The sequence below is a fragment of the Haloferax sp. AB510 genome, from assembly GCF_024136985.1.
GTDB lineage: Archaea > Halobacteriota > Halobacteria > Halobacteriales > Haloferacaceae > Haloferax.
In genome coordinates this window covers 19,736-27,132 of the sequence record NZ_JAMYJY010000045.1, presented here as the reverse complement: position 1 = coordinate 27,132, position 7,397 = coordinate 19,736, and the positions used below count along the sequence as shown (strand labels likewise).

Annotated in this window: 6 protein-coding genes; 1 reads left to right on the top strand and 5 read right to left on the bottom strand. The window is 66.5% G+C overall.

The window, feature by feature from the left end:
* The 5 genes from NKF06_RS10490 to NKF06_RS10470 all read right to left on the bottom strand — a co-directional run.
* Window positions 1-1,172: hydantoinase/oxoprolinase family protein (locus NKF06_RS10490; protein ID WP_253245344.1), on the bottom strand; the 1,172-nt coding region annotated here is incomplete at its 3' end.
* Window positions 1,172-2,389, bottom strand: a complete 1,218-nt coding sequence (locus tag NKF06_RS10485; protein ID WP_253245343.1) for an Nramp family divalent metal transporter — start codon at window positions 2,387-2,389, stop codon at window positions 1,172-1,174. The genes NKF06_RS10490 and NKF06_RS10485, both read right to left, overlap by 1 nt.
* A 165-nt stretch (window positions 2,390-2,554) precedes the next feature.
* Window positions 2,555-3,100, bottom strand: a complete 546-nt coding sequence (locus NKF06_RS10480) for a ribbon-helix-helix protein, CopG family (RefSeq protein WP_058826227.1) — start codon at window positions 3,098-3,100, stop codon at window positions 2,555-2,557.
* A gap of 132 nt (window positions 3,101-3,232) precedes the next feature.
* Window positions 3,233-5,446, bottom strand: coding sequence for a PAS domain S-box protein (locus NKF06_RS10475; protein ID WP_253245342.1), 2,214 nt, complete (start codon window positions 5,444-5,446; stop codon window positions 3,233-3,235).
* A gap of 155 nt (window positions 5,447-5,601) precedes the next feature.
* Window positions 5,602-6,873, bottom strand: a complete 1,272-nt coding sequence (locus NKF06_RS10470) for an ABC transporter substrate-binding protein (protein ID WP_253245341.1) — start codon at window positions 6,871-6,873, stop codon at window positions 5,602-5,604.
* A 113-nt stretch (window positions 6,874-6,986) separates the two neighbouring features.
* Here NKF06_RS10470 and NKF06_RS10465 point away from each other — a divergent pair, with 113 nt between their 5' ends.
* Window positions 6,987-7,388, top strand: coding sequence for a hypothetical protein (locus NKF06_RS10465; RefSeq protein ID WP_058826225.1), 402 nt, complete (start codon window positions 6,987-6,989; stop codon window positions 7,386-7,388).
* Window positions 7,389-7,397 lie beyond the last annotated feature (9 nt).

The window sequence follows — 7,397 nt, the reverse complement described above, 5'->3', positions numbered from 1 at the left end:
TCCACGTCCAAGGAGAGTTCGCCGCCGAGGGCGGAGCTGCCGCCGATGTAGCCGAGGACGACGTTCGCGTCCGTCACGGTCGGGTCGGTCCCGCCGCGGCCGTAGCAGGCCGGACCGGGGTTCGCGCCCGACGAGCGCGGCCCGACCCGGAGCGCGTTGCCCGAGTCGACCCACGCGATGGACCCGCCGCCCGCGCCGACGGTGTTCACGTCCACCATCGGCGTCTTGATTGGCCGGCCGTTGATTTCGGCGTCGGTTGTCCGCTCGACCTCGCCGTCGCGGACGAGGCTCACGTCGCTCGACGTGCCGCCCATGTCGAAGGTGACGAGGCCGGCGAGATCGTCGCCGGAGTCGGTCGCGGTCTCCGCCGCGCCGACGACGCCCGCCGCCGGCCCGGACATCGTGGTCGTCACGGCGTGTTCGCGCACGGTCGAAGCCGGGGCGATGCCGCCGTTGGCCTGCATGATTTTCGGGACCGGCACGCCGAGGTCCGCGGCCCGCGATTCGAGGCGGCCGAGGTAGCTGTCGATGGCCGGCGTCACGTAGGCGTCGACCGCGGTGGTCGAGGTGCGCTCGAACTCGCGGAACTCGGCGAGCACCTCGTGGGAGGCGGAGACGGGCGCGTCGAGTTCCTCGCGGAGCACGTCGGCGACGACGCGCTCGTTTTCGGGGTGCTGGTAGGCGTGCAGGAGCGAGACGGCGACGCTCTCCGCGCCGGCGTCGCGGATGTCGTCGGCGAGCGCGCGGACCTCCGACTCGTCGACTTCGGTCTGGATGCCGTCGACCGTCGCCCGCTCCGTCACCTCGAAGCGGCGGCGGCGCGGGACGAGCGGGGCGGGCTTGTCGGCGGTCACGTCGTAGAGGTCGGGGCGGGCCTGTCGGCCGATTTCGAGCACGTCGCGGAAGCCCTCGGTGGTGACGAGCGCGGTCTTCGCCCCGTCGTCTTCGAGGAGGGCGTTCACGGAGACGGTCATCGCGTGGGTGAACGCGTCGACCTCGGCCGGGTCGATGCCGGCGTCGTCGCAGGCCTTCTCGATACCGCGGACGACGCCGATGCTCTGGTCGTCCGTGCTCGGAACCTTCGCGGTGACGAGGCGACCTTCGGGTGTCAACAGCGCCACGTCGGTGAAGGTGCCGCCGACGTCGACGCCGATGCGGGTTTCTGCGTCCATCAGAACACCCCCATATCGGTCGCGACCGTATAGAGCGTTCGGAGACCGAGCCAGACGACGACGAGCGTCACCAGCCCGCCGACGACGTTCTGGAGCGTGGTGTTGGCGTACGATCCGAGGATGTCGCGGTCGTTCATCACGTAGATGAGGAAGACGGCGACGATGGGCAGGAGGATGCCGTTTGCGACCTGCGCGAAGACGATGGCCTGCACGGGACTGTAGCCGACCGCGGAGAAGACGATACCCACGAGCAGAATCGAGCCCCAGACAGCGCGGAACTTCGTGGACTTGAGGTCGGTGTCCCAGCCGAGCGCCCCCGCCGTCGCGTACGCGCCGGCCAGCGGAGCGGTCGTCGCGCTGGTGAAGCCCGCGGCGAACAGCCCGATGCCGAAGAACACCTTCGCCTGCGTGCCGACGAGCGGTTCGAGCTGTTCGGCCATCGTGCTGACGTTCTGGATGTTCGTCCCGACGGGGAACGCCGCCGCGGCGGTGACGAGAATCGAGATGGTGATGAAGCCGCCGAGGACGATAGAGAGAATCGTGTCGGCCCGCGATTCGTTCAACTCCTTGGGGCCGGCCCACCGCTCTTGGACGCTCCCGGCGTGGAGAAAGAGGTTGTAGCCGACGACGGTCGTCCCGATGAGGCCGGTGATGAGGAACGCCGACCCCTCCGGAACGCTCGGGACGAACCCGCGGGCGAGCGCGCCGAGGTCGGGACCGATGAGAATGGCGTCGATGAGGAAGGAGACGGCCATGACGGAGACGAGGCCGACGAGCGCTTTCTCGATGAGTTTGTACTTGCCGGACCACAGAAGGGCGCCGGCGACGAGGCCCATCGCGGGCCCCCAAAGGTTGGCGCTGATACCGGTCAAGCCCTCAAGTCCGGCCGCGCCGCCAAGGATGTTCCCGGTCTCGTAGGCGGCCGTGCCGATGCCGATAGCACTGACGACGAGCACGATACTCACCCCGGACAGTACGGGGTTGTCGAACTGCCCCCGGAGCGCCTCGCCGAGTCCCTCGCGGGAGACGAGGCCGAGTCGGGCGCTCATCTCTTGGAGGACGATGGTGGCGATAATCGAGAAGGCGATAGTCCAGACGAGCGCGTAGCCGAATCGAGCACCCGTCACGCTCGCGGTCGTGACCGTGCCGGGACCGATGAACGCGGCGGCGACCATCGCGCCCGGGCCGATAGATTTCAGACGTTCGATGAAGTTCATGGTTCTACCTGTGAGGTGGATTAGCGTATCAAACTCTGATTGATAAATCCCGGTTGAGAACGCCGTTTACGGCAGGGAGAACGCGTGTGAAGGAGTATGAACGAGTGTGAAGTCAGCGGTGAGTATAGACCAGCGACCGAACCGGGTCGGCGCGGGGTTCGAACCTCACCGAACCTCGGTGAGAAGCACCTTCGAGACACCCTCTTCGACCTCGATGTCGAACGGGGACTGCTCGGTGCTGAGCGCGATGAACCGCGACATGAACCACTTGACCGACTCGGTGGGAAAGACGACGTGATAGGTGTCGCCCTCGGAGGCGCGGACCGTGAGAAAGCCGCAGAACGACAGCCAGTCGAGGAGTTCGCCCAGCGATTCGAACCGGTCGCGGTACTCGTGGGCGTGGAACGCTGCGACCCGGTCGACGGCGTCGAGGAACGCGGGGTCCGGGTCGCCGTCGTCGTCCTCCACGTAGTCGAGAAACGTGTGCAGGAAGTCCACGTCGAGGAGGACGTGCTCGCCGCTCGACAGCATCTGGTGGTAGGCTTCGAGGTTCGGCCCGGCGTCGGTCGTCGCCGCCTCGAAGTTAGCCGCGTAGAAGACGAGCGCCTCGCGGACAAGCTCGCTCTGCGCCTTGTCGGTCCGCCCGGTGAGGCCGTCGAGCGCCGACTGGGCGTCCTCGTCGAGCGACACCGTGATGCGATTCGTGACCATGAGTGTCTAACTCTCGGAGGGGTTCTTAAGGATGTGCGGACGACCGCCGCGAGCCGCGAACGCGTGACGAACCGGAACCAGTCGTCCAAAAAGTGTGAAAATTTTAGAATTTGTTAGGCCGGCGGTACTGCGTCAGTCGCCGCTCCGCTGGCGCTGCGCGGACGGTCCCGCGGCCGTCGCCGACTCGGTGAAGACGAACCGCGCGCCTCCGGTCGAACCGTGCTCTGCGGCGGGCGTCCAGTCGTGGGCGGCCGCGATCTGCTTGACGATGGCGAGGCCGAGGCCGCCGCCGCGGCGCTCGCTCACGCCGGCTTCGAAGCACTCGTGAGGGGGCGTTCCGTCGGGGAAGCCCTCGCCGTCGTCCTCGACAAAGAACCCGCTTCGAGTCCGACCGGCCGTCACCGTCACCTCGGGACCGCCGTAGACGACGGCGTTCTCGAACAGGTTTTCGAGGAGCTGTCGGAGTCTGCTCTCGTCGGCCGGTATCGTCTGCGACGCACCGCCGTCGGTCCGGTCGAACCGCAGTTCGGCGTCGGCGGTCGGAACCGTCTCCCACGCGCGTTCGGCCACGCGCCGGAAGTCGAGGGGCTCCGTCTCGACGACCGCCTCGCCCTGCGTGGCGAGCGCAGTGAGATCCGAGAGCAACTCCCCGACCCGGTCGAGGCTCTGTCCGAGCTTTCGAAGATCCTCGGCGTCCGCGTCACCGGGCGACTCGGCGACGATGTCGAAGTAGCCCCGCGCGGTCGTCAGCGGGGTCCGGAGGTCGTGGGAGACGACGCGCGTGAACTCGCTGAGGCGCTCGTTCTGCCGTTCGAGCAGGCGCTGTCGGGCGTTGCGCTCCGTCACCTCGCGTTGGAAACCGATGTAGTTCGTGACGGTCCCGTCGTCGCCGTGGACCGGCGTTATCTCGGACTGGTTCCAAAACGGCGTCCCGTCGCGGCGGTAGTTGAGGAGTTCGACGCTGCACGGCTCTTCGTCGGCGATGGCCTCGCGGAACCGCTCGCAGTCCTCTTCGGCGGTGTCCGGTCCCTGCAGGACGCGGTGGTTCTCGCCGAGGACCTCCTCGGTATCGTAGCCGGTGAGATCCTCGAAGGCGTCGTTGGCGTAGACGATGGGACAGTCGTCCCCGCTCGGGCCCGTGATGGTGATGCCGACCGAGGCCTCGTCGATGGCGCGGCGCATCAGCGACAGTTCGGCCTCCTGGGCCAGTCGCTCGGAGATGTCCCGGAGGATGCCCGTCGTGCCGACGACCTCGCAGCCGTCGTCGTGTAAGAGCGTGAGGTGACACTCCATGGGCACGCGGTCGCGGCCGTCGCCGTCCGCCGCGAGGAGTTGGGTTTCGAAGGTGAGTCGGTCAGTCTCCGCGCCGTCGCCGAGCGACGCCCGGAGCGACTCGTAGGTCTCGTAGTCCGCGTCGGGGAGGTACGACGAGAGGTGCGAGCCGAGGACGCGCTCGCGGTCGTGGCCGACGAGGTCGACAAAGGCGTCGTTGACGTACTCGAAGCGGTCGTCGGCGTCGAGGGAGTAGACCGGGTCGCCCGCGGCGCGGATGATGTGCTCGTCGCGCGCGAGTTCGTCCCGGCGCGCCCGCTCGCCGGAGATGTCCCGAAGGATGCCGACCGAACCGCGGAACTCCTCGCCCTCGTAGGGTAGATAGCCCATGTGGTCGCGGCACGGCACCGCCTCGCCGTCAGCCGTCCGTATCTCGATTTCGAACTGGGTCGTGTCGGGGCCGCGCGACGAGAGAATCCCCCCGAGTTCGTCGGCCGCCTTCCGAACGTCTCCGTCGCCTTTCACGAGCTCCGGGCCGCTTCCGAGAATCTCGTCAACGGCGTAGCCCGAGAGGTCCGCGAAGGCGTCGTTCACGTAGGTGAAGCGGCCGCGCTCGTCGACGACGTACACGGGGTAGCCGAGGGCTTCGAGGACGGTCTCGTAGCGCTCTGCACGACGGGTTGCCCGGTGCTCCGAGACGCTGTTTTCGATGCGGTTGACGAGCAGTTCGTACTGCTCGGTGGAGGGCTGTTTCTGCAGGTAGTCGGTGACGCCCGCAGAGATGGCGTCGCTCGCGACTTCCTCGCTCCCCTTGCCAGTAAAGAGGATGAAGGGAAGCGAACCGTGTTCCTCGCGGACCGTTTCGAGGAGTTCGACGCCGGTCATCGCCGGCATGTCGTAGTCACTGACCACGCAGTCGATATCAGAATCACGAACGATATCGAGCGCGACTTCGGGATCCGCACAGGTCGTCACCTCGAACGAAGAGAGCTTTCGGAGGTACGTCTCGCCGAGGTCCAAGAGCGCCGAATTGTCGTCTACATAGACGACATGTGGGGATTCCGAAGGAGTCATCGATAGTTACCAAATAGTAACTACCGGGACGATACATAAGTTCGACCTCTATAGTTAGGGACCTGTGAATACACGGGTTGATTTCGAATCTAATAATAGATATCTACGATGCGCTGGCGACGACCAGCTTCGACCGGCAGTCGCGAGGCCGCTCGTCAGAACTCGCCGGCGACGATGTCGGCGACGCGACCGCGGTCGAACAGGCGTTCTCCCGCCGGAATCTCGGGGTACGACTCGCCGTCGCCGTAGCCGGGCCACGTGCCGAAGCGGTCGGGAAAGAGCTGTTTGGCGGTCATCTCGGTCTGGAACAGGTTCATAATCGGTCCCTGCATCCCGTTTCCGGATGGGTAGTATCGACCGTCGCGGAACGCGGGCACCTCGTCCGCGAGGGGGTCTGAAAGCACCTCCTCGCGGTTCGAGCGGAACGAGTCGCCGAGCGCGGTCCCCCAGTACCGGAGGACGACGTCGGGCGCGGTCTCGACCATCGCCTCGTAGTCGTACGAACCGCCCGACCTGGTCTCGGCGTCGGTCGCCGCGAACGCGTTCTGCATCCCGAACGGGCGGAGGTGCGCCCAGAGGTAGCCGTCTCCCGTGAAGTCGTACGGCCAGAACGTCCCGCCGGTGTCGGCGACGACCGCGAGCGACGGTCGCTCGGACGCCGGTGGGAGGTCCGCCCGTATCCGGGAGACGAGGTCGTCCCGGAGCGACTTGAACGCCCGGTAGCGCGCTTCCTCCCGGAACACCGCCGCGATATGACCGAGGTACTCCCAGAGCGTGTAGTGCTCGTAGCGGTCGCGACAGGGTTCCGGCGGTTCGGCGTTTGTCCGGCTGTAGTAGTTGCCGAACCACGGGCCCACGTCGGCCGCGATTGACGCCACCTCGTCTTCGGTCCAGTCGAAGGAGCTACTCCGGAGAAGACACGGGTCGAGGAAGTGAACGTCGCTGTCCAGTTCGTAGAACAGCTCCCTGTCGAGGGCGTTCGGGTTGGACGCCGGCGTGACGCGGCCGAGGTCCTCCCACTCGAAGTCCACGCCGTCGAGCGCGTCGTAGTAGTAGTCGACCGTGTTGCCGAACAGTTCCTTGTCGTAGCCGATGCCGGTGATGGCGTCGCCGTGGCCGAAGGCGACCGCCGCGTCGGCCGAGACCGGGTAGTAGGTCAGGGCGCGTTCCGGCACGGCGTCGAACTCGACCGCACCGACTGGGGCCATCGACACCGAGTACGACCCGTCGCTCGTCTCAGTTTCCGGCGTCTCAGTCACTTCTTTGGTTTCCGCCTCAGTCGTCGATACGGCGTCAGAAGCGGTGGTCGTCGCGTCGGAGCCGCCGCCCGCACACCCCGCGAGGAGTCCCCCACCGAGGACCGTCCCGCCGAATTTTACGTAGTCACGGCGAGTCGGCCCGGACCGACAGTCATCGTTATCTGCCATGCTTTTAGGCTAACCTAAAACAACAAAACTACTTCGTTTTAGGGCCGCCTAGAATTCGCGTAAGGGGGTGAGAAGGCGTGGATATTTTAACAATGAGTTGAAATTTAGTGAGCATGTTCCCCGTTACGGCCCCCCTCCCCCACGTCTCGGCGAACAGTATCGAACGGTTCCTCGCGGCCCTCCTCGTCGGACTGCTTGGAACGTACGCCCTCGGGACGGCCACCAGTGGTGTCGTCCCACCGCTCGAAATCGCCGGCGTCGTGGCGATTCACCTCGCCGTCATCGTCGCGGGCGTGTTCCCGCTCGTCGTGCTCGGGCGCTCAGTGAGCAGTCGGGTGCGGTCGGGAGCGACTGCCGGCCGTCGCCTCGAATCAGTCGTGTCCGCTGGTGCGCTCGTCTGTCTCGTCAGCGGACTCTGGCTCAGTCTCGACGCGTCGTCGGACCTCTCGGGCGTACTGCTCGGGTGCGCGCTGGTCGCCCTGTTCGCCCTCATCGGACTCGTCGCGAGGCGGTGACGGCCCGAC

Coding starts and splice junctions, on each gene's coding strand:
- NKF06_RS10485 (WP_253245343.1), bottom strand. CDS start 2,389: ATGAACTTCATCGAACGTCTGAAATCTATCGGCCCGGGCGCGATGGTC.
- NKF06_RS10480 (WP_058826227.1), bottom strand. CDS start 3,100: ATGGTCACGAATCGCATCACGGTGTCGCTCGACGAGGACGCCCAGTCG.
- NKF06_RS10475 (WP_253245342.1), bottom strand. CDS start 5,446: ATGACTCCTTCGGAATCCCCACATGTCGTCTATGTAGACGACAATTCG.
- NKF06_RS10470 (WP_253245341.1), bottom strand. CDS start 6,873: ATGGCAGATAACGATGACTGTCGGTCCGGGCCGACTCGCCGTGACTAC.
- NKF06_RS10465 (WP_058826225.1), top strand. CDS start 6,987: ATGTTCCCCGTTACGGCCCCCCTCCCCCACGTCTCGGCGAACAGTATC.